General features: G+C 71.2%; 22 protein-coding genes. 9 read left to right on the top strand and 13 right to left on the bottom strand.

The features are described from left to right. Nucleotides 1-254 precede the first annotated feature (254 nt). From CPH93_RS02355 to CPH93_RS02365, 3 genes are all read right to left on the bottom strand, one after another. A complete protein-coding gene (locus tag CPH93_RS02355; RefSeq protein ID WP_093487671.1) occupies nt 255-977 on the bottom strand; it encodes a DUF4232 domain-containing protein in 723 nt (240 codons plus the stop codon). Between the two features lie 522 nt (nt 978-1,499). Further along, nucleotides 1,500-3,941: an MFS transporter gene (locus CPH93_RS02360; RefSeq protein WP_173909697.1), complete on the bottom strand. Its 2,442-nt coding sequence runs from the start codon at nt 3,939-3,941 to the stop codon at nt 1,500-1,502. Nucleotides 3,942-4,342: 401 nt separating this feature from the next. Then, nucleotides 4,343-5,017 (bottom strand): ScbR family autoregulator-binding transcription factor, encoded by a 675-nt coding sequence (locus CPH93_RS02365; RefSeq protein WP_096211781.1) that lies wholly within the window; start codon nt 5,015-5,017, stop codon nt 4,343-4,345. 173 nt (nt 5,018-5,190) lie between these two features. Between CPH93_RS02365 and CPH93_RS02370 the strand changes: the two genes are divergently transcribed. Continuing rightward, nucleotides 5,191-6,171 (top strand): ScbA/BarX family gamma-butyrolactone biosynthesis protein, encoded by a 981-nt coding sequence (locus tag CPH93_RS02370; RefSeq protein WP_093487665.1) that lies wholly within the window; start codon nt 5,191-5,193, stop codon nt 6,169-6,171. 194 nt (nt 6,172-6,365) lie between these two features. After that, the gene (locus CPH93_RS02375; RefSeq protein WP_096211782.1) at nt 6,366-7,130 is read left to right on the top strand and encodes an SDR family oxidoreductase; all 765 of its coding nucleotides are present in this window, start codon (nt 6,366-6,368) and stop codon (nt 7,128-7,130) included. 55 nt (nt 7,131-7,185) lie between these two features. Here CPH93_RS02375 and CPH93_RS02380 read toward each other — a convergent pair whose 3' ends face one another. The 7 genes from CPH93_RS02380 to CPH93_RS02410 all read right to left on the bottom strand — a co-directional run bounded on the left by CPH93_RS02380 (nt 7,186) and on the right by CPH93_RS02410 (nt 14,854). Next, nucleotides 7,186-7,926, bottom strand: a complete 741-nt coding sequence (locus CPH93_RS02380; RefSeq protein ID WP_093487661.1) for a 2OG-Fe(II) oxygenase — start codon at nt 7,924-7,926, stop codon at nt 7,186-7,188. A gap of 128 nt (nt 7,927-8,054) precedes the next feature. Further along, a complete protein-coding gene (locus tag CPH93_RS02385; RefSeq protein WP_096211783.1) occupies nt 8,055-8,564 on the bottom strand; it encodes a methylated-DNA--[protein]-cysteine S-methyltransferase in 510 nt (169 codons plus the stop codon). After that, complete coding sequence (locus CPH93_RS02390) at nt 8,561-10,084, bottom strand: AlkA N-terminal domain-containing protein (RefSeq protein WP_197708731.1); 1,524 nt, start codon at nt 10,082-10,084, stop codon at nt 8,561-8,563. Before CPH93_RS02390 ends, CPH93_RS02385 begins: the two co-directional genes overlap by 4 nt. 352 nt (nt 10,085-10,436) lie before the next feature. Then, the gene (locus CPH93_RS02395) at nt 10,437-10,631 is read right to left on the bottom strand and encodes a hypothetical protein (protein ID WP_093487655.1); all 195 of its coding nucleotides are present in this window, start codon (nt 10,629-10,631) and stop codon (nt 10,437-10,439) included. Between the two features lie 224 nt (nt 10,632-10,855). Beyond that, nucleotides 10,856-11,083 carry a hypothetical protein gene (locus CPH93_RS02400; RefSeq protein ID WP_006608014.1) on the bottom strand — a complete coding sequence of 76 codons (228 nt, stop codon included), beginning with the start codon at nt 11,081-11,083 and terminating at the stop codon, nt 10,856-10,858. Between the two features lie 404 nt (nt 11,084-11,487). Continuing rightward, entirely contained in the window at nt 11,488-13,269 is a 1,782-nt protein-coding gene (gene gcl / locus CPH93_RS02405; protein ID WP_096215268.1) for a glyoxylate carboligase, read from the bottom strand. A 358-nt stretch (nt 13,270-13,627) separates the two neighbouring features. Beyond that, nucleotides 13,628-14,854 carry an acyl-CoA dehydrogenase family protein gene (locus tag CPH93_RS02410; RefSeq protein ID WP_093487653.1) on the bottom strand — a complete coding sequence of 409 codons (1,227 nt, stop codon included), beginning with the start codon at nt 14,852-14,854 and terminating at the stop codon, nt 13,628-13,630. A gap of 161 nt (nt 14,855-15,015) precedes the next feature. On the opposite strand from CPH93_RS02410, the gene CPH93_RS02415 reads away from it, so the two are divergent. Then, nucleotides 15,016-15,663: a TetR family transcriptional regulator gene (locus tag CPH93_RS02415; protein WP_093487651.1), complete on the top strand. Its 648-nt coding sequence runs from the start codon at nt 15,016-15,018 to the stop codon at nt 15,661-15,663. Nucleotides 15,664-15,742: 79 nt separating this feature from the next. Here CPH93_RS02415 and def read toward each other — a convergent pair whose 3' ends face one another. Then, entirely contained in the window at nt 15,743-16,303 is a 561-nt protein-coding gene (gene def, locus CPH93_RS02420; RefSeq protein ID WP_093487649.1) for a peptide deformylase, read from the bottom strand. A gap of 185 nt (nt 16,304-16,488) precedes the next feature. On the opposite strand from def, the gene CPH93_RS02425 reads away from it, so the two are divergent. The 5 genes from CPH93_RS02425 (at nt 16,489) to CPH93_RS36095 (ending at nt 21,144) form a co-directional block, all read left to right on the top strand. Further along, nucleotides 16,489-17,727, top strand: a complete 1,239-nt coding sequence (locus tag CPH93_RS02425; protein ID WP_093487647.1) for a Mur ligase family protein — start codon at nt 16,489-16,491, stop codon at nt 17,725-17,727. A 38-nt stretch (nt 17,728-17,765) separates the two neighbouring features. Further along, nucleotides 17,766-18,494 (top strand): type 1 glutamine amidotransferase, encoded by a 729-nt coding sequence (locus CPH93_RS02430; RefSeq protein ID WP_093487645.1) that lies wholly within the window; start codon nt 17,766-17,768, stop codon nt 18,492-18,494. Between the two features lie 192 nt (nt 18,495-18,686). Next, a complete protein-coding gene (locus tag CPH93_RS02435; protein WP_093487643.1) occupies nt 18,687-19,712 on the top strand; it encodes a 6-phosphofructokinase in 1,026 nt (341 codons plus the stop codon). Between the two features lie 156 nt (nt 19,713-19,868). Next, complete coding sequence (locus CPH93_RS02440; RefSeq protein WP_093487641.1) at nt 19,869-20,828, top strand: cytochrome c oxidase assembly protein; 960 nt, start codon at nt 19,869-19,871, stop codon at nt 20,826-20,828. A 157-nt stretch (nt 20,829-20,985) separates the two neighbouring features. Then, nucleotides 20,986-21,144 (top strand): hypothetical protein, encoded by a 159-nt coding sequence (locus tag CPH93_RS36095; protein ID WP_173909698.1) that lies wholly within the window; start codon nt 20,986-20,988, stop codon nt 21,142-21,144. Nucleotides 21,145-21,186: 42 nt separating this feature from the next. Here CPH93_RS36095 and CPH93_RS02445 read toward each other — a convergent pair whose 3' ends face one another. Further along, entirely contained in the window at nt 21,187-21,600 is a 414-nt protein-coding gene (locus CPH93_RS02445; protein ID WP_093487639.1) for an SSI family serine proteinase inhibitor, read from the bottom strand. Between the two features lie 206 nt (nt 21,601-21,806). Then, nucleotides 21,807-22,496 (bottom strand): hypothetical protein, encoded by a 690-nt coding sequence (locus tag CPH93_RS02450; RefSeq protein WP_093487637.1) that lies wholly within the window; start codon nt 22,494-22,496, stop codon nt 21,807-21,809. 406 nt (nt 22,497-22,902) lie between these two features. Between CPH93_RS02450 and CPH93_RS02455 the strand changes: the two genes are divergently transcribed. Then, the gene (locus CPH93_RS02455; protein ID WP_096211785.1) at nt 22,903-23,655 is read left to right on the top strand and encodes a lysophospholipid acyltransferase family protein; all 753 of its coding nucleotides are present in this window, start codon (nt 22,903-22,905) and stop codon (nt 23,653-23,655) included. Nucleotides 23,656-23,699 lie beyond the last annotated feature (44 nt).

A 23,699-nucleotide genomic window follows, 5' to 3' on the forward strand; every position in this document is an offset into this window, starting at 1 on the left:
GAGGGGGCCGGCCGCTCGGCGGGTGGGCGGGCGGCCCCGGGGCGCCGTGGAGCCGCTGCCGCAGCCCCGTCCACCGCACGGCAGCACGCCCCCGGCGGGTCGTTCGTTCGCCGGGGGCGTGCTGTCGTGCGGTGGACGGGGGCGTGCTCTTGTGCAGTGGTGTGCGTGCGGACGGTTCCGGTCCGGGTCGGTCCGGGTCGGTCCGCCGTCCGAGGGTCGGCCCAGGGGGGCGGTCCGCGGTCCCTGTCCGGTCGTCAGCCCAGGGCCCCGGGCTGCACGGCCGTCACGTCGAACCGGCCGCCGCACACCCGCAGGCCGCCGCTGCCCGTGGTCATCGACTCCTTGGAGCCGGGCGGGTAGACGTAGACGATCTGCGACTTGCCCCAGCACGGGGTGTCCGAGACGCCCTCGTTGAGGGTGTGCAGCACGGCGTGTGCGCTCTGCCCCGGCTGGAGCCGGACGACGCCGCCGCTGCCGCCCGCGCGGGTGGCGGGCTTGCCGACCGCCGAGCCGTCCCGGTTGATCAGCGACACCCCGGGGAAACCGCGCAGCGAACAGGCCTTCTTGCTCTTGTTCGTGAAGATGAGGGAGTAGTGGATGTTGCCCGCGCCGATGTCGGCGGGGCCCAGGCGCAGCGACATGGCGGCGGCGGTGCAGCGGTCCGATGCCGACATCGCGGAGCTGTGGGACTGGGTGGTGCCCGGGACCGAGCCCTTCGGTGTCACGCTGGGTGCCGACGAGGACCGGGGACCGCCCGGCGCGGAGGACTGCGGCTTGGCGCCGGGCGAGTGTCCGCTGCCGGACGCCTGCGAGCCACTGCCGGTGTCGCTGGACGTGGCGGGGGAGGCGGCCGACGAGGGGTGGGATGCGGCATCGGTCCCGCCCTTGCAGGCGGTGAGCCCGAGCGCCGCGACGGCGATCAGCGATCCTGCGGCGACACGACGGCCGCGGCCGGGCGTCTTGGTGGTGAGCGACATAAGTGTCCCCCTCGTCTGGTAGGTGCGAGCGGTCGTAGAAGGTGTGCGGTCCGTCCGTTGCCCTTTCCAGCGTGGCCCCGGTCACTGCTGGTCCGCTAACGAGGCACTAACACACCGCTAACGACTGTGTACGCTCGGCACGCCGATAACTCCGGCAACCGGTGTGACCAGCCGGGATTCCGGGCGTGCCGCTCAGACTCGCAGAAATTCCCCGAGTTGCGGACAGGGCACCACCGGGTTCGGCCGTTCCGCGGAACGGGTTCCTCCGCCTCACCCCTCCCGACCGCCCCACCGACCCCGAGGGCTCAGCCGGTGGCCGGTTTTGCTACGCCCCCTGTCCGCGGTCGGCCCCGATGTTCGGCGGATCGGCAACCGGATTGCCGTAGAAGTCGCCCCACCCCCGCCAGGGACGGGCTACGCCCGCCCCCAGGGCCAGTGAGCCGGCGCGCGACCGCGCATCGCCCGGGGCCCACGGGTGCCCGCCGGGGAGACGGACGGTGGGTGCGTCAGCCGGTGGAAGCGTCAGCCGGTGGTCGCCGGCGGCTGGGCGAGCTCCAGGTCGAGGAGCGCGTCGGCGCCGCCGGTGAGGGATATCGGGGCGGCGTGCGGCGGATATCCGACTGCGGTGAGGGTGTAGTGACTGCCGGTCAGCTCGGTGAAGGCGAAGACGCCGTCCGGGCCGGTGACGGTGTGCCCGGCGACCGTGCCGTCCTCGACGAGGGTCACGGCGGCGTCGGCCAGTGGCCGTCCGCCCGGGCCCCGCACCGTGCCGCGGACCGTGGCAGACGGCTGCAGTCGGGCGTCCAGCCGTTCCGCCTCGCCGCCGGACAGTTCCCATGCACGGGCCTGCGGCCGGTGCCCCAGGGCGCTGAGGACCAGGGTGTACGCGCCGGGCGGCAGCTGGGCGACCTCCCAGCTCCCGTCGGCACCGGAGGCCGTACAAGCCACCACATCGCCCCTGGTGTCGGTGACGACGACGCTCCCGCCGTCCAGCGGGGTGCCCTCCGGGCCGCCGAACAGGGTGCCGTGCAGCCGGGCGTCGCCGCTGAGTACCAGGTCGACCCGGGTCGAGGGGCCCGCGCCGCGGCAGGTGGCAGAGGCCGCATGCGGGGCGTGGCCGGGCGCGGCGGCGGTCAGAACATAGGCGCCGGCCGCCGGAGCACCGAGCGCATAGTGCCCCTCGGCGCCGGCCGTGGTGACGCCCGCCTGGCGGCCCTGCCGATCTATCAGGGTGATGCTCGCACCGGGGACCGGAGTGCCAGAGGTGTCCGCCACCCGGCCGCGGAATCCGGCCACGTGGTCGGTGACGCGGTCGGCCCCAACGACTGCGAGCCGACCGGCTGCCTCCGCCCCTTCGGCCGGTGCGGCAGCTCCGGGCAGCGTGCCCGCCACCGGCACAGTGCCCACGGCCTGCGGCCCCGGCGGGCCGTGCGCAACAGCATGCTGCTCCACGTCCTCCGTACCGTCCGGACTCTGCGCAACCAGGGCCGGACCACGGGACGCCTTCAGCTGCGACGGCAGGAAGGACGCAAGAGCGACGCCGACGAGGACCGCGGCCGTGGCGATCAGGAAGGAGACCCGGAAGCCGGCCATCGTGGGCACCGTGACATCTCCGGCGCGCGTGGACATGTGGGCCAGCACCATGCCGATGACCGCGCTGGACACCGAGGTGCCGATCGAACGCATCAGGGTGTTCAGGCCGTTGGCCGCGCCGGTCTCGGAGGGGTCGACGGCGCCGATGATCAGGGCGGGCAGCGAGGAGTACGCCAGGCCGATGCCGGCGCCGAGGACCACCGCGATGATGACGGTCTGCCAGGCGGCAGCCATCAGGCCCATGCCCGCGCCGTAGCCGATCGCGATGACCAGCATGCCCAGCATCAGGGAGACCTTGGGGCCGCGCCGGGCGGCGATCCGCGCATACAGCGGGGCGACGCACATCATCGTCAGGCCCAGCGGTGCCATGCACAGTCCGGCCACCACCATGGACTGGCCGAGGCCGTAGCCGGTCGACGTGGGCAGCTGGAGCAGCTGCGGCAGCACCAGGGAGACGGCGTAGAACGCCACACCGACCGTGATCGAGGCGAGGTTGGTCAGCAGCACCTCACGCCGGGCGGTGGTCCGCAGATCGACCAGCGGATCGGGCCGGCGCAGCTCCAGCACGCCCCACAGCACCAGGATCAGTGCCGCGAGGCCGAACAGGCCGAGGGTGGTGGGTGAACCCCAGCCCCAGTCGCTGCCCTTGGTGATGGGCAGCAGCAGGGCCACCAGACCGGCCGACAGCCCGAGGGCACCGGCCACGTCGAAGCGCCCCTGGGCACGTACCGCGGTCTCCGGTACGACGAGGAGGGTGAGCAATATCGACAGCACGCCGAGCCCGGCGGCGCCGAAGAACAGGGTGTGCCAGTCGGCGTGTTGGGCGACCAGGGCCGCGACCGGCAGCGCCAGCCCGCCGCCGACGCCGATCGAGGAGCTCATCAACCCCATGGCCGCACCGAGCCGTTCGCGCGGCAGCTCGTCGCGCATGATGCCGATGCCGAGGGGAATGGCGCCCATGGCGAAGCCCTGGAGCGCCCGGCCCACGATCATGGTGACCAGGTCGTCGGTGAATCCGCAGACCAGCGAGCCGACGACCATGATGGCGAGGCTGGTCAGCAGCATTCGCCGCTTGCCGTTCAGATCGCCGAGGCGTCCCATGATCGGCGTCGCGACGGCACCGGCGAGGAGGGTGGCGGTCAGCATCCACGTGGCGTTGCTGGGTGCCGTGTTGAGCAGTACCGGCAGGTCCTTGATGACCGGTACGAGCAGCGTCTGCATCACCGCGACGACAATGCCGGCGAAGGCCAGCACCGGAACGATGCCACCGCCGGGTCTACGGCGCCCGCCCACGGCCGGGTCGTGGACCAGGGGCGCTGCGGCGATGGCCGCCGCCCCTCCGGCTGGCTGGTCAGTCGTCGTCCGGGTCATGCGTAGGGCCTCCAGGGCGGCAGAGCGGAGTGCGGTGTCGTCAGGGCTGGCAGAGCAGCAGGGATGAGCAGCAGGCGAACCCAGTGAACCGCACCCCACTGACAATCCCGCTCGGAAGCGATCGCGTGCATCGCGCCCTCGCTCGCGGGGCACCGCCCACTGGTGCACCCGTCAACAGCGAGAGGCGCCGCGGTTCTTCCGCGACGCCTCCCGCTCGGCCCACACTCCACTGACCTGCACACTTCGCGCACGACTCATCCACATGCCGGCATTCCACACCGACTACGCGGTATTTTTCAGCCGCCCTGATTGCCCTGGACCATCCGAACTGCCCGGCACCTTCCGACAACGCCGACTCGTCTCGACTCGACGCGGCTCCATCCGGCCCCGCCCGCCCCGGCTCAACTCACCGCAATATCGACCCCGGTGGACGCCCGGCCCGTCCGCTGCAGCGCGGCATCGAGCTCGGCGCCGCGCTCCGGGTCCAGTTTGAGCTTGGCGAGCACGGCGGGCACCGCGATGCTGGGGAGGGTGTGCTCGAAGAACACCGTCAGACGGTGGCTGAGGTCCGCCTGATTGGTCAGCGCGTTCGACATCAACTGCAGGCCGGCGAACGCTCCGACGAAGAGCTCGGCGGTCTCGGACACCACGACGCTCTCCAGCACCTCGCCGCGATCCCTCGCCTCGTTCAGCAGATCCTCGACGAACCGCGTCCAGGCGATCATCCCCTGCTTGCGATCCAGGTGGTTGGAGCCCTGCTCGACGGCCAGCCGGGCCGCTCCGCGCTGGATCGGGTCGCTGCGCAGCCGGTACGCGAGCACCTGCCCCGCGTCGACGAACTCCTGCAGTTTGATCTTCTGCGGCTCCACGGCGATGTCCGTCACATGCTCATCGAGCACGGCGAGGGCGAGCTGTTCCTTGGAGGCGAAGTGGAAATACAAGGCGCCCTTCGTCACGCCGGCGCGCTCAAGGACCTCGGCGATGGTCGCACGGTCGTAGCCGAGGTCGTCGAAGACCGACGCGGCCGCCTCCAGGATCAGTCGCCGGGTCCGAATAGCGCGGTCCTGTTGTGCCACAGGACGCCTCCTGTCTCTTGAAGTTTTCCCGTCTGCATCAGTTAGCTACCGCTCAAGTCGCCGCTGAGCCAGCTACTTACTCCGATTCGTCGCCCGGCATTGAAAATAAAACCGGATGGTACGTATCTTAACAGCGCCGGACCTCATTCCATCTGAGACGCCTGGGGGCAGTCATGAGCGACACGATGCACGTCAGCGGCGCTGTTCAGCCCAGGGCTCCACATCAGGCGCCGCTGAACCGCAATCAGGCCGCTTCCGGAGACCACCGAGACCCCTGCGTCCCCCGGGAATACGTACACCGCCCGCTCGTCGACGACATTCTGGTCACCTCATGGCGTCGGCGGGACGCCTCCCATTTCTCGCTGACCGCCCAGTGGCCGCACGACCACGGGTATTTCACGCCGGTTCACGGCCGCCACCACCTCATTCTCACCGGCGAGACCATCCGCCAGGCAGGGCTGCTGCTGTGCCACACCGAGCTCGGCGTACCGGTCGGGCACCATTTCATCCTCGGCGACCTGGTGTACACAACTCACCCCGAGGACCTGACGGTTGGCCATGGACCGACCCGGCTGACGGTCGATGTCCGGTGCAGCCGGATGCGCTTCCGGTCCGGCACGCTCACCAGTGGCCACTTCGACATGACCATCCGCAGGGCGGGGCGGACCGTCGCGACGGGCCACTCCGACGTCACGGTCACCTCGCCGGCCGTCTACCGCCGGATACGCGGTGCCCGGCTGACCGCGCGTCGCGTCCTCGAACCGCTCCCCGCGCCCCTCCCGCACGAGCTGACCGGCAGCGCCCATGACAGCGATGTCCTGCTCTCCCCCACCGGCCGGCCCGACCGCTGGCAGCTGCGTATCGCACCCGGCCATGCCGCGATGGTCAACCCCGCCAACGACCACATCCCGGGAATGCTGCTGCTCGACGCCGCGCAGCAGGCCGCCCGCGCGCTGACCGCGCCCCAGGCCTTAGTCCCGTACGCCTTCGGCACGGAATTCCGCCGCTACGCGGAACACGGCACCCCCTGCATCATCGAGGCACGGCGCGTCCCGTCCGCGCTCCCCTGCACCACGACGATCCAGGTCACCGGCTCACAGGACGGCGAGCCGGTCTTCGTCTCCACCCTGACGGCGCTGGACCCGCGCCCCTGAGCCCACCGCTCGCGGACGCGTTCTGGGCATCGCCCCGACGGACCCCAACACCCCGCACGTCACCGGACGTCGTGCCGTGCGGGGCACGCACAGACCCGGCCGGCCGCCGGGCACCCGGCGGCCACCCGCAAGACCCCCGTTCACGTCGTGGCGCGCAGCATGCCCACCTCAGGTACCAGAAAGGCCTTCAGATCATGGGTGACCTCAAGGGAAAGACCGCGCTGGTGACGGGAGCCAGCCGGGGCATCGGCCGGGGCATCGCCCAGCGCCTCGCCGAGGACGGGGCCCTGATCGCCGTCCACTACGGCAGCAATGACGCCGCGGCCAAGGAAACGGTCGAGGGCATCACGCGCGCGGGCGGCCGGGCCTTCGTGATCGGAGCGGAACTGGGAGTTCCCGGTGACGCCGAAGCCCTCTTCGCCGCTTTCGACGCCGAACTCGCCGCCTTCGGTGCGGAACCAGGCCTCGATATTCTCGTCAACAACGCGGCGCTCAACTTCCCCGGGCGCATAGACGAGGTGACCTACGAGGAGTTCGACCGCACCATCGCGGTCAACATCAGGGCCCCGTTCTTCCTCGTCCAGCACGGTCTGCGCCGGATGCGGGACGGCGGACGCATCATCAACGTCTCGTCGGCGGTGACGAGTACGGCGCACCCGTCGCAGATCGCCTACAGCGTCTCCAAGGGCGGCGTGGACACCCTCACACTCACCCTCGCCAAGGACCTCGGCGCGCGCGGGATCACGGTGAACACCCTCGCCCCCGGCTGGGTCGAGACCGATGTGACCGCGGCACGGCGGGCCACGCCCGAGGGGCGGGCTGCGCTGGCGGCCTATTCGGTGTTCAACCGGATCGGCCGGCCCGGGGACATCGCGGACGTCGCCGCGTTCCTGGCCTCGGACGACTCCCGCTGGATCACCGGCCAGCGCATCGACGTCACCGGTGGCTCGATGCTCTGACCCCGCCAGGGGCCACCCTCGGCCCGGCGCAAGGCCATGGCGTCGTCAGGCATCGTCAGGCGTCGTGGAAGACCAGGCCCAGGGAGTGGCGGTGGCCCGAGCGGACGGTGCTCACACCGTGGCGTACGTGGCCGGCCGACCAGCCGCGGGCCGAGCGGACGGGACGGTCGCGGGTCGTGAAGATCAGGCCGTGGCCCGGTGGCAGGACGGTGGTGGTGCCGCGGGACTGTGCGCGCGGCCGCTGCTCGACGAGGAGGAACTCGCCCCCGGTGTAGTCCGTGCCCTGCTCGTCCAGGCCGATGACGACCTGGAGCGGGAAGACCATCTCCCCGAAGAGGTCACGGTGCAGCGCGTTCCAGTCGCCCGCCCCGTAACGCAGCAGGATTTGGGAGGACTTGTTCTGCCCGGCGTCGTGGCACAGGGTGAGCCACTCCTCCAGGGTGTCCGGCCAGGGCGCCGGCCGGCCGAGCTTGTCCGCCCAGTCCCGGGCGATCGTCAGCAGGTGTGGATAGAACGCCTCGCGCAGGGCCTGCACGGGTTCGGGCGGCGGGTCGGCGAAGTAGCGGTACTGGCCCGAGCCGAAACGGTGCCGCGCCATGTCGATGGTCGAGCGGAAGCGCCGGTCCTCGTCGTAGCAGGCGATGAGGGCGCGGCAGTCGGCCGGATCGAGCAGGCGTGGGGTCAATGCGCAGCCCAGCTCGTTGAGTTCGCCGGTCAGGGCCGGCCAGTCGGCGGCCGCGACGCGCCGGGCGAGCCCGGAGGGGCGGGCTCGGCGCTTGGTGGTGGTGAGGGTCATGAGGTCCTCCAAGGGGGCGTCGGGGCGGCTCACGGGGCGCGCAGACGTGGCCGGCAAGCCCCGCAGACGCCCCCTACGGGCAGCCGGCTCCGCCGCCCGGCGGATACGGCGCCCCGTGCGGAACGGGCTCAGGCGGCGTCCGGGGCGCCGCCCTCGACGCCGAGGAGCTTCCGCTTGCGCGCGGGCCCGGCCGCGTAGCCGGAGAGGGATCCGTCCGCGGCGATCACACGGTGACAGGGCCGGACGATGAGCAGCGGGTTCGCGCCGATCGCCGTTCCGACGGCGCGCACCGCACCGCGCGCCGCACCGATGTCGGCGGCGATCCTCCCGTACGTGGTCGTGGTGCCGTACGGAACCGCCTCCAGGGCCTTCCACACCCGCTGCTGGAAGTCCGTGCCCCGGGTGAGGAATTCGATGCTGAAGCGGGTCAGCGTCCCGTCGAAGTACGCGCGCAGCTGCTGGACGATCGCGGCGAAGGCGTCGGGGGCGGGCGTCCAGCCGTCCTGGACGGTGGCACCGCCCTTCTGGCCGGGCAGGGACAGCGAAGCGAGCGCGGTGCCGCCCGGTGCGGTGGCCGATTCCTCACCCACCAGGAGAAGTTCGCCCAACGGGCTGTCGAGGGTGGTGTAGAGCGTCATGGTCCTGTGCTTTCCGTAGTGGGTGGGCGGATGTCGGCCGGCTCCGTGGCCGGCACGTTCCAGAAGTGGTGCATCGCGTACGAGCGCCAGGGGCGCCAGCCGTGGGCGTGCGCCGCCAGAGCAGCCGTCGAGGACCCAGCCCGGCGCATTCCGGCCCGTACGGCCACATCGCCGCTCAGCAGGACATCGGGGTCCCCGAGGGCGCGCATCCGGATGTAGCCGGCGGTCCACGGGCCGATGCCGCGCAGACCGAGCAGCGCCTGCTCCGCCTGGTCCCGGTCGGCTCCGGCGTCCAGGTGGACCGTGCCGTCGGCGAGTGCGGCGCTGAGGGTGCGCAGGGTCGCCCGCCGCGACGCGGGCATGCCGAGTTCGGCGAGCGAGGCCTGTGCCAGGTCATCGGCACGGGGGAAGAGGTGGGTGAGCGGACCGACCGGTTCCGGCAGCGGTTCTCCGTACGCGGCAACCAGCGCGCCGCCGAGGGTGCGGCCGGCCGCGAGCGAGACCTGCTGACCGAGCACGGCACGGACGGCGAGCTCGTGCGGGTCGGGTGCGCCCGGCGCCCGCAGTCCGGGGCGCTGTGCCACCAGCCGGGCCAGAACGGGGTCTTCGCCGAGCCGCTCGGCCACCGCATACGGGTCGGCGTCCAGATCGAAGAGGCGGCGCACCCGCTGGCTCGCGGTGGTGAGATCGCGCAGCTCGGTGAGGTGCAGCCGGCAGTTCAGCCAGCCGTCACCGGTCGCCTCGTCGACCTCGGCGATGCCGGTTCCGTTCGGCAGCCGCAGAGTGCGCCGGTAGGTCCGGGCGCCGACCTCACCGCTGATGTCCTCGATGCCGGTGAGCGCGCGCCGCTGGAGATGGTCGAAGAGCTGCCGCGCCGCATTCGGGCCGCGGAAGGCCAGGCGCAACGGCAGCACTCCCGTCGTGGCATACGGCGCCACCGGACCGTATCGGGCCGTTCTGCCGGGGCGCGCGGCGCGCAGCTCACTCGGGGTGAGCGCGTAGATCTCCTTGATCGTGTCGTTGAACTGGCGCACGCTGGCGAAGCCCGCCGCGAAGGCGATCTCGGCTGTCTGCAGGCCGGTGGTCTGTAGCAGGATCCGGGCGGTGTGGGCGCGCTGCGCCCGCGCCAGCGCCACGGGACCGGCGCCCAGCTCGGCGTTCAGCTGCCGCTGGACCTGCCGGGCGCTGTAGCCGAGCCGGGCCGCGAGCCCGCGGACGCCTTCCCGGTCGACCACACCCTCGCTGATCAGCCGCATGGCCCGCCCGACGACATCGGCGCGGGCATTCCACTCCGCGGAGCCGGGGACCGCATCCGGGCGGCAGCGCCGACAGGCGCGGAAGCCGGAGCCCTGGGCGGCGGCAGAGGTCGGGAAGAAGGTGACGTTCCGGCGCCGGGGCGTGGTGGCGGGGCAGCTCGGCCGGCAGTAGATCCCGGTCGTGGACACCGCGAAGAAGAAGGCGCCGTCGAATCTGGCGTCCCGGCTGCGTACCGCCTCGTACCTGCTGTCCTCGTTGCTCACGGAGTCCACTGTGCAGCAGGTCAGGCCCGGGCGCTGGCGGAAATCGGACGGCGCGTTCGGGGGGGCCGAGGGACAGGGAGGTGTCGGCCGGGGCGTCGGGCCGCCCCGGGGAGAGGAGCTGGGTGCCGCCGCCTCGTGGGGAGCCGGGTGCCGTCGCCCTATGGAAGGCCTGGCGCCGTTCTCCTCAGGGGACGGGATGCCGTCACGGACGGGCCGGCCAGGGTCCCCGGACAACGCCGGTCAGCGATGCGGCAGTTGGCAACAGACGGTTAGCGGTCAGCAGCAGGGGCGGTGGTCATCGCCGGACGGGCCATCGCCCTGCGCCGGGCGCCCGCACCGGCTCGACGCCGCGTTATGACGCCAGCGCCGCAAGGACCACCAGGAAGAGGACCAGGGCGAACGTCTCCCAGCGCATCGCCCTCCGCAGCACCCCCCAGTCCGGGGCGCTCGACGACCGGCGGCTGGGCTGCCATGGCAAGCCGCTGTCGGAACTGTCGCCGCCGTAGCCGCCGTCCCCGTTACCCCCGTTGTCCCCACCGTCACTCATGTCGCGCTCCCGCTCTCCTGCCCTCACCTCACGGGCCGAACAGCTTGTCGCCCGCCGCCCGTCAGCGTATGTCATACGGCCAGGGGGTGGCGGAGCGCGGCCGACGACGGCGGACGCGTGCCCGGGACGACGCAGCACCCCGCACGGCGACGCACGCAGAACGATGTGAAGCACCCGGCACGGTGACCTGCCGAGCGCGATGGCCGCATCGGTGACCCGCCGCTTCAGGCCGGCGGCATCGGCCAGTCATCCAGCGAGCCGCCGCGCCATTCGACGAGGCGCGGGTCATCGAGGGCGATGTCCTCGGCCGGGCCGGCGACGCCCGCACGGCGGAGAAACTCGGCGACATCGCCGCGGCCGTGGGCCAGACCGACGATCTGCCCACGTACGGTCACCCGCCGGCCACCGGACGGCGTCGGGGGATGCACGATGACAGGCGGATGCTCGGTCATGCCTCCAGCGTGCGCCGGGCTCCGCGCTCGCGCATGTCGACGACCGCCGGGGGCGTCACCCGCCGCCGGGTATGTCGGTCGGCGCGGGTACACCGGTCGCCACGGGGTGCGTCAGTCGTCGTCAGGGTGTAAGTCCTCGTCACCACGGGCTGCGCGAGGGGCGGGGCGACGCTCGACGGAGGGGCAAGGGGAAGCCCCGGCCAGACGGGGGGACTGGCCGGGGCGGTTCGGTGTGGGGCGCTTCCTCAGCACCCACACCCAATTGAACGGTAAACAGAGCATGGCCGTTCCGTGGAGGTGACGTGATGGCTATCACGTCGGCAGACGGGCCCCGTTGCCGCCGACCGGCCAGCAGACCGGTCGACCGCCCCCCCGACCTCCCGGCCGACCCATCGGACCCCGCGTCAGACCTTGAGCGGCTTGATCGCAGTGGGAGCATGACCGGGCTCGCTCGCGATCTCCTCCCACTCACTCACCTTGTCGATCTCCGCGGCCGCCATGGAGATATTGGTGATCCGCTCCAGGATGGCCTCGACGACGACCGGGACCCGGTGTTCGGCGGCCAGCTTTTTGGCCTCCTCGAAGGCGGCGCCCAGTTGGCTCGGATCGGTGACCCGGATGGCCTTGCAGCCCAGGCCCTCGGCGACCTTGACGTGGTCCACGCCGTAGACGCCCAGCTCCGGCGAGTTGATGTTCTCGAATTCCAGGTTCACCTGGAAGTTGATGTCGAGGTTGCGCTGGGCCTGCCGGATCAGGCCCAAGTAGGCGTTGTTCACCAGGACATGGATGTACGGGATCCGGTGCTGGGCACCGACGGCCAGCTCTTCGAGCATGAACTGGAAGTCGTAGTCACCGGAGAGCGCGACGACCGGCGCCTCCGGGTCGGCGGTGGCGACCCCCAGCGCGGCCGGAATGGTCCAGCCGAGCGGGCCGGCCTGGCCGCAGTTGATCCAGTGGCGGGGCTTGTAGACGTGCAGCAGCTGCGCGCCGGCGATCTGGGAAAGACCGATGGTGGTGACGTATCGGGTCTCCGGGCCGAAGGCCTTGTTCATCTCCTCGTAGACGCGCTGCGGCTTCATCGGGATGGCGTCGAAGTGCGTACGGCGCTGCAGTTGGGCCTTGCGCTCCTGCGTGGACGCGGCCCAGTCGCTGCGGTCGGGCAGCTTGCCGGCGGCCTTGAGCTCCTTGGCCACCTCGACGAACAGCTCCAGGGCGGCCTTGGCGTCCGAGGCGATGCCGTAGTCCGGGGCGAAGATCTTGCCGATCTGGGTCGGCTCGATGTCGACATGGACGAACGTGCGGCCCCGGGTGTAGACGTCCAGCTTGCCGGTGTGGCGGTTGGCCCAGCGGTTGCCGATGCCCAGGACGAAGTCGGACTCCAGAAAGTTCGCATTGCCGTAGCGGTGCGAGGTCTGCAGGCCGACCATGCCGGCGTTCAGCTCGTGATCGTCGGCGAGGATGCCCCAGCCCATCAGGGTGGGGACGACCGGGGTGCCGGTCAGCTCGGCGAACTCGACCAGCAGCTCGGACGCGTCGGCGTTGATGATGCCGCCACCGGCGACGATCAGCGGACGCTCGGACTCCAGCAGGAACTGGAGCGCCTTCTCGATCTGCGGGCGGGTCGCGGCCGGCTTGAAGGCCGGCAGCGGCTCGTACGTCTCGGGGTCGAAGTCGATCTCGGTCAGCTGGACATCGATCGGCAGGTCGATCAGGACCGGGCCGGGGCGTCCGGAGCGCATCAGGTGGAAGGCCTGCTGGAAGACGCCGGGGACCTGAGCGGCCTCCATCACCGTGGTGGCCGCCTTGGTGACCGGCTTGGCGATCGAGGCGATGTCGACGGCCTGGAAGTCCTCCTTCTGGATCACCGCGGTCGGGGCCTGGCCGGTGATGCACAGGATCGGGATCGAGTCGCCGATTGCGGAGTAGAGACCGGTGATCATGTCCGTCCCGGCCGGGCCGGAGGTGCCGATGCAGACGCCGATGTTGCCCGGGTGGGTCCGGGTGTAGCCCTCGGCCATGTGCGAGGCGCCCTCGACGTGCCGCGCGAGCGTGTGGTCGATCCCGCCGGCGCCCTTGAGCGCCGCGTAGAAGGGGTTGATCGCGGCACCCGGCACGCCGAAGGCGTGGCGCACGCCCTCCCGCTTGAGGATCTCCACCGCGGCACGGGCGGCTGTCATTCGAGGCATCGCGTACTCCTGCATCGGCCTGTCACGGGCACGCTCCAGCGAAGGGCCGGAGGTCCTTAATTCCGCATCATGGAATTAATGTTTTGCTTTATGGAAGGAACGTAGAGCGAGGCGTTCCACCCGTCAAGAGGTGCGTGCCTGGTGAGCGACGCGCACAGATCGGCCCCTGGGAACACAAAAGCCGCGTACGGGTGGGTTCCCGGTACGCGGCCGGGTGGTCGACGAGGGCGCGACCGCTCAGGGGGCGCCGCCTGCCGCCGAGCCCTCATCGGCTCCAGGGGCACACGAAAGCGCCGCCGACGCTCTGGGCATCACCTCGATGCCAGAGCGCCGACGGCGCAAGGGAGTTGACGGTACGTCAGCGAATCGGCATCCCCGACAGCGTCCGGGCGATCACCAGCCGCTGGATCTCGCTCGTGCCCTCAAAAATCGTGTAGATGGCGGCGTCACGGTGCATCCGCTCGACCGGGTACTCACGGGTGAAGCCGTTGCCGCCGAGGATCTGTACGGCCTGTGCGGTGACCTTCTTCGCGACCTCGCTGGCGAAGAGCTTGGACATGGAGCCCTCCGCGGAGGTGAAGGGCTTGCCGGTCACGGCCATCCAGGAGGCGCGCCAGACGAGCAGCCGGGCCGCGTCGATCTGGGTGCGCATATCGGCGAGCTGGAAGGCCACGCCCTGGTTGTCGATGATCGGGCGGCCGAACTGGGAGCGGGTCGTGGCGTACTCAAGGGCCTCCTCGTAGGCCGCGCGGGCGGTGCCGACCGCCATCGCGCCGACGGCCGGGCGGGACGCCTCGAAGGTGGCCATGGCCGCGTTCTTGAGGCGCTCGCCGCCGGCCTTCGCGCGCTCCCGGGCGCGGGCGAGGCGCTCGTCCAGCTTCTCCTTGCCGCCGAGGAGGCAATGTCCGGGGACGCGGACGTTCTCCAGGACGACCTCGGCGGTGTGCGAGGCGCGGATGCCGTGCTTCTTGAACTTCTGGCCCTGGGAGAGGCCGGGGGTGTTCGGGGGGACGAGGAAGGAGGCGTGCCCCTTGGAGCCCAGCTCGGGGTCGACGACCGCGACGACGACATGGATGTTGGCGATGCCACCGTTGGTGGCCCAGGTCTTGGTGCCGTTGAGCACCCACTCGTCCTTGGCCTCGTCGTAGACCGCGCGGGTACGCATCGCGGCGACGTCCGAGCCGGCATCGGGTTCCGACGAGCAGAAGGCGGCGACCTTGACGTCGTTCACGTCGCCGTACATCTGCGGGACCCAGGTGCCGATCTGCTCCTCGGTGCCGTTCGCGAGCACGCCGACGGCCGCGAGTCCGGTGCCCACGATCGACAGGCCGATACCGGCGTCGCCCCAGAAGAGCTCCTCCATGGTCATGGGGATGCCGAGGCCCGTGGGGTCGAAGAACTGCTGGGCGTAGAAGTCCAGCGAGTACAGCCCGATCTTGGCGGCTTCCTGGATGACGGGCCAGGGCGTCTCCTCGCGCTCGTCCCACTCGGCGGCGGCGGGGCGCATGACGTCCGCGGCGAAGCCGTGAATCCAGTCACGGACTTCCTTCTGCTCGTCGTTGAGCTCCATGGTGAACTCGGCCATGTCCCCTCCAGTGCTGCAGGCCGTACGATGTTACTAGCGGTAACCCGAAGTGTGTTACTCGCCAGTAAGGGCTGTCAACTCCCCTGAGGACGAATTCGCCGCGGAGAACGGGTGTTACGTTGCGCCAGCGCCACGGATTCACAAGGGTGGGGAGCACGACCATGGAACGCACACAGCGCAGCGGCCGCCAGCAATCGGCGACCGAGCGCAGGCGGCGGGAGCTGCTGGAGGCCGCCGAGCGCATTGTGCTGCGCGACGGCCCGGACGCCTCGATGAACGCCATCGCCGCCGAGGCCGGTATCACCAAGCCGATCCTCTACCGGCACTTCGGGGACAAGGGCGGGCTGTACCGCGCGCTCGCCCTGCGGCACACGGATGCCCTGCTGGCCAACCTGGCCACCGCGCTGGACGCACCCGTCCTGCGCCGGGACCGGGTCGAGGCCACCCTCGACGCCTATCTGCTCGCGATCGAGAGCCAGCCGCAGGTGTACCGCTTTCTGATGCACCCGTCCGACGAGGACGCGGGGCCGGAGAACGGTTTCGACGTGGGACGGCACTCCGCGCCGCTGCTGCGCCGGCTCGGCGAGGAGCTGGCCAAGGTGATCACCGACCGGCTGGACCTGGGGCCGGGCGGCGAACTGACGGCACGCGTCTGGGGACACGGCATCGTCGGCATGATGCACGGCGCCGGAGACTGGTGGCTGCGCGAACGCCCGTGCTCCCGCGAGGAGTTGGTCAAGCAGCTGGCCGATCTGCTCTGGGGACAGCTGGCCGCGGTCAAGGACCGCGAGGACGGTCCCGGCTTCTGAGCGTCGCCGCCGCCGGCATCATCCGGGCGATCCGGCAGGCGCGCCACGCGCCGGCCCGTCCGGGGGCGGACCCGGTCGCTCAGCGGCCGGACGTCCCCGCCGCCGCGGCCCACGGGGCCCGGGCCGCCGCCCGCAGGGCCCGGCGGCGGCGCAGCCCGGTGAGGTGGTCGACGTACAGGCCACCGTCGAGGTGGTCGCACTCGTGCTGCAGACAGCGGGCGAAGAAGCCGGTGCCGGTCACCGTCCTGGGCTCGCCGGTGACGCTGAACCCGGTCACGACGGCGTGGTCGTGGCGCGGGGTGCCGGCCTCGATTCCGGGGAGCGACAGACAGCCCTCGGGGCCACGGAAGACCGGGCCGTCGGTCTCGACGAGCCGGGGGTTGACGAGATGGCCGAGATGCCGGCGGTCCTCGTCGTCGGGACAGTCGTATACGAACACCCGCAGCGGAACGCCGATCTGGTTGGCGGCCAGGCCCACGCCCTGCGCGGCGTACATCGTCGCGAACATGTCCTCGACCAGCCGTTCCAGCGCACCGTCGAATGCGGTGACCTCCTGGCAGGGCTCGGTCAGGGCCGGGTCGCCGAGCAGGCGCAGGGGGTGGACACGTCCGGAACTGCCCTGGATGGTGCGGGAACGCATGGGGGTAAGGGTACGGCCCGGCCGGCGCCCGGTTGTCGTCGCATGGGTGGCGGGATTCGGGCCCGCCGCCGGATCTCGATAGGCTGATCCCCGACCGAAGCCCCGGCCGGTCATCGGCTGCGGAGGAGCGTTCCACGGGCAGCCGCACGGCAGGCGGGCGCCGGATGCAAGGAGGATCAAGGACGATGGCAGGCAACACGGAGCCGCTGTCGCCGCGGGCCAAGCTGGCCGTGACGGCAGGCAAGGCCGCGGCGGCGGTATCGCGCGCGGCGGGCCGCGGCAGCGGATCGGTGATCGGTGGCCGGGTGGCACTCAAGCTCGACCCCGACCTGCTCGCGCGGCTGGCCCGGCACTTGGACGTCATCCTGGTGTCGGCGACCAACGGCAAGACGACCACGACGCGGCTGATCGCGGAGGCGCTGCGGGCCAGCGGCCCGGTGGTCTCCAACGCGCTCGGCGCCAATATGCCGGCGGGCATCACCTCCGCCCTGGCCGGCGGCTCGGATGCCAAGTACGGCGTCATCGAGGTGGACGAGAAGTACCTCGCCGGTGTCGCACGCGATACGACGCCGAAGGCCATAGCGCTGCTGAACCTCTCGCGCGACCAGCTCGACCGCGCCGCGGAGACCCGGATGCTGGCCGAGCACTGGCGCGAGGGCCTGGCCGGCTCCAAGGCGCTGATCATCGCCAACGCGGACGACCCGCTGATCGTGTGGGCGGCCTCGTCGTCCGCGAATGTGGTGTGGGTCGCGGCCGGGCAGGAGTGGAAGGACGACGCCTGGTCCTGCCCCTCGTGCGGTGGCGTGATGCAGCGGCCGGGCGAGGACTGGTTCTGCGCCGAGTGCGGCTTCCGCCGCCCCACGCCCAGCTGGGCGCTCTCCGGCGATCACGTCCTCGACCCGCACGGCAGCGCCTGGCCGATCAAGCTTCAGCTGCCGGGGCGCGCCAACCGCGCGAACGCCACCACCTCCGCCGCGGTCGCCGCCGCCTTCGGGGTGCCGCCGCAGGTGGCCCTGGAGCGGATGTTCTCGGTGCAGGCCGTGGCCGGCCGCTACGACGTGGTCACCTTCATGGAGCGGGAGCTGCGGCTGCTGCTGGCGAAGAACCCGGCCGGCTGGCTGGAGACGTTCTCGCTGATCGACCCGCCGCCGACCCCGGTGATCATGTCGGTGAACGCGCGGGGCGCGGACGGCACGGACACCTCCTGGCTGTGGGACGTCGACTACACCCGGCTGGCCGGGCACCCGATCTTCGTGCTGGGCGACCGCAAGCTGGACCTCGCGGTGCGCCTGGAGGTCGCGGGACTCGACTTCCAGGTGTGCGAGAGCCTCGACGAGGCGGTCCGGACGGCGCCGCCCGGACGGATCGAGGTCATCGCCAACTACACGGCCTTCCAGGACCTGCGCCGCCGCGTGGGCAACTGAGTGCGGTCCACCGACGCTACGGACAAGGACGAGCGAGCATGAGTGACAACAGCCTGCGCCTGGTGTGGATCTACCCGGACCTGCTGAGCACGTACGGCGACCAGGGCAACGCCCTGGTGGTGGAGCGGCGGGCGCGCCAGCGCGGTCTGGACGTACAGCGCCTGGACGTACGCTCCGACCAGCAGATCCCCACCTCCGGCGACATCTATCTGATCGGCGGCGGTGAGGACCGGCCGCAGCGGCTGGCCTCGGAGCGGCTGATCCGTGACGGCGGACTGAACCGCGCAGTCTCCAACGGCGCGATCGTCTTCTCGGTCTGCGCCGGCTACCAGATCCTGGGCCATGAGTTCATCAATGACCTCGGTGAGCGGCAGCAGGGCGTGGGTCTGCTGGACGTGGTGAGCACCCGCGGCGAGGCGGAGCGCTGCGTCGGCGACGTACTCGCGGACATCGACCCGCAGTTGGGGCTGCCCCCGCTGACCGGCTTCGAGAACCACCAGGGCGTCACGCATCTGGGCAAGACGGCCCGGCCGTTCGCCAAGGTGCGGTTCGGCAAGGGCAACGGCGTCGGCGACGGCTACGAGGGCGCGTACAACGACACCGTCTTCGGCACGTACATGCACGGTCCGGTGATGGCCCGCAATCCGCACATCGCCGACCTGCTGATCAAGCTGGCGCTGGACGTCAATGCGCTGCCGCCAGTGGAGGACCGCTGGTACGAGGCGCTGCGCCAGGAGCGGATCGCGGCGGCGACCCAGCCTGCTTGATACCGGTTGACGGCGAGTTCAGGCGATTCGCCCGGATATAACGTTTGCCGGAATTGACCCCATTTCGAACGCCCGCAGTCCCGCACTGCGGGCGTTCGTGTGCCCGACGGCCCCGCGCTTGTAGGGTGAGCGGGATCCAACCGGACGACGGGGTCCGGGCCTCCGGTTGAGTTGCAGAGGGTTTTTCGAGCAATGCGTATTGGTGTCCTCACCTCCGGCGGCGACTGCCCCGGCCTGAACGCCGTCATCCGGTCCGTCGTCCACCGTGCCACCGCTGATCACGGCGATGAGGTGATCGGCTTCCGCGATGGCTGGAAGGGCTTGCTGGAGTGCGATTACCGCAAGCTCGACCTCGATGCCGTCGGCGGCATCCTGGCGCGCGGCGGCACCATCCTCGGGTCCTCCCGGGTCCAGCCCGCCCATCTGCGCGACGGCGTGGAGCGCGCCCGCGGCCACGTCGCCGAACTGGGCCTGGACGCGATCATCCCGATCGGCGGCGAGGGCACGCTGAAGGCGGCGCGGCTGCTGTCGGACGCCGGGCTGCCGATCGTCGGCGTACCGAAGACGATCGACAACGACATCGCGGTCACGGACGTGACGTTCGGCTTCGACACCGCGGTGGGTGTCGCGACCGAGGCGCTGGACCGGCTCAAGACCACCGCGGAGTCCCATCAGCGGGTGATGATCGTCGAGGTGATGGGGCGGCACACCGGCTGGATCGCGCTGCACTCGGGGATGGCGGCCGGTGCGCACGCCATCGTGGTGCCGGAGCGGCCCTTCGACATCGACGAGCTCACCGCGCGGGTGGCCGAGCGGTTCGAGGCCGGCAAGAAGTTCGCGATCGTGGTGGTCGCCGAGGGCGCCAAGCCGCGCGAGGGCAGCATGTCCTTCGACGTCGGCGGCAAGGACATGTACGGCCACGAGCGCTTCGCCGGCGTCGCCCGGCAGCTCTCCGTGGAGCTGGAGGACCGCCTCGGCAAGGAGGCCCGCCCGGTCATCCTCGGCCATGTACAGCGCGGCGGTACCCCCACCGCGTACGACCGGGTGCTCGCCACCCGCTTCGGCTGGCACGCCGTCGAGGCCGCGCACCGCGGCGACTTCGGGATGATGACGGCGCTGCGCGGCACGGACATCACGCTGGTGCCGCTGGCCGAGGCGGTCGAGACGCTCAAGACGGTGCCCGTGGAGCGCTATGACGAGGCCGAGTGCGTGCTGTGAGCACCGCGCTCCCGGTGCGCTAGATCCGGGCCGCACAAACCCTGCGTATGAACCGCCCCCGGCCGCTGCATCACTGTGCGGCCCTGCCGCATGGTCCGGCCGGGGGCGGTTCTAGTCTTGTGGGCCGGAGTATCGGTACGAATCAGGAGCGAGCGGATGGATCACAGCGGGCACGGCATGGACGGCATGAACATGGATCTGCCGCCGTTCACGCTGGGGCGGGGCCTGGAGTTCGGTGGTGATCCGTTCTTTCTCGTCGGCTGCCTGCTGGGACTGGCCCTCTACGGCTGGGCGGTGCTCCGGCTGCGGCGGCGGGGTGATGCCTGGCCGGTGGGCCGGACCGTCGCCTGGGCGCTGGGCGTCGTGACGGTGGCGCTGGTGATGTGCACCAAGCTGAACGACTACGGCATGGCGATGTTCAGCGTGCACATGGTCCAGCACATGGTCGTCAGCATGCTCTCGCCGATCCTGCTGCTGCTCGGGGCGCCGGTGACGCTGGCGCTGCGGGCGCTGCCGGCCGCCGGGCGCGGCCGCAAGGGCCCGCGCGAGCTGCTGGTGGCGCTGCTGCACAGCCGCTACATGCGGATCATCACGCACCCCGCGTTCACCATCCCGCTCTTCATCGCGAGCCTCTACGCGCTCTACTTCTCCCCGCTGTTCGACTTCCTGATGGAGTCGCGGGCCGGGCACATCGGGATGATGGTGCACTTCCTCGCGGTCGGCCTGGTGTTCTTCTGGCCGATCATGGGCGTCGACCCGGGCCCGCACCGGCCGGGCTACGTCATGCGGATGCTGGAGCTGTTCGCGGGCATGCCGTTCCACGCGTTCTTCGGCATCGCGCTGATGATGGCCTCGGAGCCGATGGTCGACACCTTCGTGCACCCGCCGGCCTCGCTGGGAATCGAGGCACTGGCGGACCAGACGGCCGCCGGCGGCATCGCCTGGGCGTTCAGCGAGATCCCGTCCGTCGTGGTGCTGATCGCCCTGGTCTACCAGTGGTACAAGTCCGAGGCGCGGCAGTCGCAGCGCGCGGACCGGGCCGCCGACCGCAACGGCGACAAGGATCTGGCCGACTACAACGCCTACCTCGCCTCGCTCCACGCACGGGGGCGCTGACGGCAGCTCGGCGCGTAGCGCCGTCTTCTGGGGGTGGAGGTCGGGCGACGGGCGGGCGGGTCGCCACTCTGGCGGTACGGGCCGCGGCCGGGGACGATGGTCCCATGGCCGCGGCCCGTGGCATTGGCGCCCGGACCGCCCTGAGGAGGTTGCGGGTATGCCCGGATCTGCTAAGACGATGGCCGTGTTTACGGTGGGCGGACTGGTGGTGGCGACCGCCTACACCGTGGCGTTGGGCGCCAATGGCTGGCTCTGGTTCTCCTGGGTGGTGCTGGCGCTGGTGACGATCGGAGTGGTGGCCGCGCGACCGGTCTGAGCGCCCCGCCCGGAGCGGGGTACGGCGCGTGCGGGGCCCGGCTCAGAAGCGGAAGACGGGCCCGGTGGCGGAGTCCATCGTGCAGGCGTTGGGGAACTCCTTGCGCCAGTTCACCGGGGTGCCGCGCCAGGTGCCGGTCGCGCTGACGGTGACCGGGTCGAACTCGCGGGTGCAGCTGTGCGGCTCCCCGGGCAGCGCGTCCATGTCCCCGCGCGCCCAGGTCAGCGCGTCGCAGGCGGCGAGCGCATGCGGATGCCGGCGGTAGGCGTCGGGGCAGCTGAGCCGTACTCCGCGGACCCAGGTGTTGCCGGATCCGGACACGGTGAGCTGCAGGCCCTGGTCGACGGGCGGCTCATCGGCGCCGGCCGGGCCGGCGCAGAGCGCGCCGAGCAGGGCCGTGGAGAGGGCGGCGAGCACGGCGGTACGGGCGGATCGGCGTCCACGGCTCACGGGCATCGAGGTCTCCTGGAAACGTCGGTGGGATCGAGTGCGGGAGCCCGACAGGGACGCGCGGCGCCCAGCGGCCCCAGGCCACCTCGCCGGGCGCCGGTGGACAAGCGGCCACGCCGTGAGGTCGCCCGGACGGGCCTTCGATCCACGCCCTGGAGACGGGGTGGCCGGCAACGGAGGAGGCGGCTCCGCTGCCGGCCACCGGACCGGGATTACCCCACGCGCTCGATCTTGGCGCGCCGGATCAGGTTCTTCCCCTCCTCACGTACCTGCTCGAAGGCCGCGTTGTTCAGCAGCGCACAACTGCCCGAGGTGGACGTCACGGAGACGGTCGTCGACTTGTTGTTGTCCAGGTTCGTCACCTTCAGCTTGGTCCCGGTGGGGAACTGGTTGCTGGACGCCGCCGGAGCGCCGCCCTCGCCGGAGAGGGTCACCGTCGAGCCGGGGCAGACCACATCGCCGTCGGCCGACGAGTTGCCCGCGGCGGGCGGGGCCGCGGAGGCGGATGAGTCGCCCGATCCGGACTGCTCATCCGCCGAACCGGGCGGCGCCGCCGAGGACGCGGGCGGGGCGTCCCCGGCGGGTGCCTGCTTCGCCGGCGGCGCGCCCGCGGCATCACCCCCGCCCCCGTCACCGGAGCAGCCGGCGGCTTTCTGCTTGACCTGGATCTCCTTGATCACGGCTTGCCGGTTGGCGATGCGGGCCGCCGACTGGGCGTCCGGGTTGGCCTGCTGGTCGGCGATGAACTTCTGGTTGTTGCTCAGGGCCGTGGCCAGCCCGTCGCAGGCCACCGATGCCTGGCTGGTGCCCGTGGTGGCGATGGCGATGCCGCCGACCAGCGCCGCGGCACTGACGCAGACAATGATCTTCTGACGCCGGCCGACTGTTCTCTTTCGGGACATCTCTGAACTCCTGTCCTCGGCCTGGAACCGTGGGTTCAGGCGCGGTTGCCGGACAGTACGACGCGCCAACCCGGCCTGGTTCAGGACGAGTTGAAAGTTGTACGCGGATGCCAAAGGGGATTCCCGACGGGCAGGTATCTCTGCGAGGGTGCGGGGATTTGGGTGCCGCCGGCGCGGATTTTCGGACAGCCGCAACACACTGCCAAACATGGCGAGCGGGGTGCGCGTGCGCCTGACGCGCGCGACCGTCCGGTCGCTGGTCGCCTGCCGGGGGACAGCATCGATCCGGCCGAAGGTGGTTACCAGCGGCGGTTTGTGCCCATAAACTCACTGGCCGTTCCGGGGCCCCTTGTGACCTGGAACGGCATCACCGCCACGGCCACCCGACGCAAGAGGGAGCTGCTCCGTGCTCTACCAGGTGCTGAAGTACCTCCTCCTCGGACCGCTGCTGCGGCTGGTGTTCCGGCCACGGATCGAGGGGCTGGAGCACATCCCGGAAGAGGGCGCGGCGATCATCGCGGGCAATCATCTGTCGTTCGCCGATCACTTCGTGATGCCGGCGATCGTGCCGCGCCGGGTGACGTTTCTGGCCAAGGCGGAGTACTTCACCGGGCCCGGTCTCAAGGGGCGGCTGACCGCGGCGTTCTTCCGCGGCGTCGGGCAGATCCCGGTGGACCGTTCCGGGGGCCGCGCCTCGCGGGCGGCGCTCTCCTCGGGGCTCTCCGTCCTGCGCAAGGGCCACCTCCTGGGGATCTACCCGGAGGGCACCCGCTCGCACGACGGGCGGCTCTACAAGGGGCGTACCGGTGTCGCCTCGATGGCCATCACCGCGGGCGTACCGGTGGTGCCGTGCGCGATGATCGGCACCTTCGAGGCGCAGCCGACGGGCCGGCGGCTGCCGCGCGCGATGCGGATCACCATCCGTTTCGGTGCACCGCTGGACTTCTCGCGGTACGCGGGCATGGAGGACGAACGCTTCATCCTGCGCGCCGTCACCGACGAGATCATGTACGAGATCCTCTCGCTGTCCGGGCAGGAGTACGTCGACCGGTACGCGGGCGAGGCCAAGGCCGAGGCACAGGCGCAGGCGCGCGCACAGGGGCGACGGGGACAGGCGAAGGGGACGGGGAAGGGCAAAGGCAAGGGGCAGGCGGCCTGAGCGGTCGACCGTCCGGCCCCCGTTCCGCGGATCGTTGCGCTGGG

Origin of the sequence: Streptomyces sp. 2323.1, from assembly GCF_900221035.1 — a bacterium.
Classification (GTDB): Bacteria; Actinomycetota; Actinomycetes; order Streptomycetales; family Streptomycetaceae; genus Streptomyces; species Streptomyces sioyaensis.

Bases quoted from the DNA above. Each gene is read 5' to 3' on its own strand.
- CPH93_RS02375 (WP_096211782.1), top strand. From the start codon at position 6,366: ATGGGTGACCTCAAGGGAAAGACCGCGCTGGTGACGGGAGCCAGCCGG.
- CPH93_RS02400 (WP_006608014.1), bottom strand. From the start codon at position 11,083: ATGACCGAGCATCCGCCTGTCATCGTGCATCCCCCGACGCCGTCCGGT.
- gcl (WP_096215268.1), bottom strand. From the start codon at position 13,269: ATGCCTCGAATGACAGCCGCCCGTGCCGCGGTGGAGATCCTCAAGCGG.
- CPH93_RS02430 (WP_093487645.1), top strand. From the start codon at position 17,766: ATGAGTGACAACAGCCTGCGCCTGGTGTGGATCTACCCGGACCTGCTG.
- CPH93_RS02355 (WP_093487671.1), bottom strand. From the start codon at position 977: ATGTCGCTCACCACCAAGACGCCCGGCCGCGGCCGTCGTGTCGCCGCA.
- CPH93_RS02385 (WP_096211783.1), bottom strand. From the start codon at position 8,564: ATGACGCTCTACACCACCCTCGACAGCCCGTTGGGCGAACTTCTCCTG.
- CPH93_RS02380 (WP_093487661.1), bottom strand. From the start codon at position 7,926: ATGACCCTCACCACCACCAAGCGCCGAGCCCGCCCCTCCGGGCTCGCC.
- CPH93_RS02445 (WP_093487639.1), bottom strand. From the start codon at position 21,600: ATGCCCGTGAGCCGTGGACGCCGATCCGCCCGTACCGCCGTGCTCGCC.
- CPH93_RS36095 (WP_173909698.1), top strand. From the start codon at position 20,986: ATGCCCGGATCTGCTAAGACGATGGCCGTGTTTACGGTGGGCGGACTG.
- CPH93_RS02440 (WP_093487641.1), top strand. From the start codon at position 19,869: ATGGATCACAGCGGGCACGGCATGGACGGCATGAACATGGATCTGCCG.
- CPH93_RS02395 (WP_093487655.1), bottom strand. From the start codon at position 10,631: ATGAGTGACGGTGGGGACAACGGGGGTAACGGGGACGGCGGCTACGGC.
- CPH93_RS02435 (WP_093487643.1), top strand. From the start codon at position 18,687: ATGCGTATTGGTGTCCTCACCTCCGGCGGCGACTGCCCCGGCCTGAAC.
- CPH93_RS02370 (WP_093487665.1), top strand. From the start codon at position 5,191: ATGAGCGACACGATGCACGTCAGCGGCGCTGTTCAGCCCAGGGCTCCA.
- CPH93_RS02415 (WP_093487651.1), top strand. From the start codon at position 15,016: ATGGAACGCACACAGCGCAGCGGCCGCCAGCAATCGGCGACCGAGCGC.
- CPH93_RS02425 (WP_093487647.1), top strand. From the start codon at position 16,489: ATGGCAGGCAACACGGAGCCGCTGTCGCCGCGGGCCAAGCTGGCCGTG.
- CPH93_RS02360 (WP_173909697.1), bottom strand. From the start codon at position 3,941: ATGACCCGGACGACGACTGACCAGCCAGCCGGAGGGGCGGCGGCCATC.
- def (WP_093487649.1), bottom strand. From the start codon at position 16,303: ATGCGTTCCCGCACCATCCAGGGCAGTTCCGGACGTGTCCACCCCCTG.
- CPH93_RS02450 (WP_093487637.1), bottom strand. From the start codon at position 22,496: ATGTCCCGAAAGAGAACAGTCGGCCGGCGTCAGAAGATCATTGTCTGC.
- CPH93_RS02410 (WP_093487653.1), bottom strand. From the start codon at position 14,854: ATGGCCGAGTTCACCATGGAGCTCAACGACGAGCAGAAGGAAGTCCGT.